This is a genomic window from Pseudomonas sp. PS01297, assembly GCF_029959305.1.
In the GTDB taxonomy this organism is placed as follows: domain Bacteria; phylum Pseudomonadota; class Gammaproteobacteria; order Pseudomonadales; family Pseudomonadaceae; genus Aquipseudomonas; species Aquipseudomonas helleri.
In genome coordinates this window covers 1-348 of sequence record NZ_JASCPQ010000216.1, presented here as the reverse complement: position 1 = coordinate 348, position 348 = coordinate 1, and the positions used below count along the sequence as shown (strand labels likewise).

The window sequence follows — 348 nt, the reverse complement described above, 5'->3', positions numbered from 1 at the left end:
CCCAAAAGGCCGAAGCGGGCAGTGAAGACACCTTGTCAGTGACCGAGACCGAGTACTACATCGACCCGCAAAAGAACTTCAAAGATCAACCCGCTTATTGCCAATTGCCAAAAACAGTCACCAAGATCTGGCGAAACGCCAACGCCACTGAACCACGACACACCGAGACAGTGACGGCCACTTATGATGATTATGGCAACCTGCTGACCCAGAGCAACGCCAATGGTGTGATCGAAACCAACACGTGGTACAGCAGGGACGGTGAAGCAGATAGTGAAGAAGGCCACTATGGTTGCCCAGCAGATCCGCAAAAATTTGTGCGCTCTCTCAAGAGCAAAACCGTCACTC

At 52.0% G+C, this 348-nt stretch carries 1 protein-coding gene; it reads left to right on the top strand.

The genetic code is table 11. The features are described 5' to 3' along the window. Positions 1-348 (top strand): hypothetical protein (locus tag QMX84_RS26495; RefSeq protein ID WP_282365154.1); only part of this gene is annotated, 348 nt, incomplete at both ends.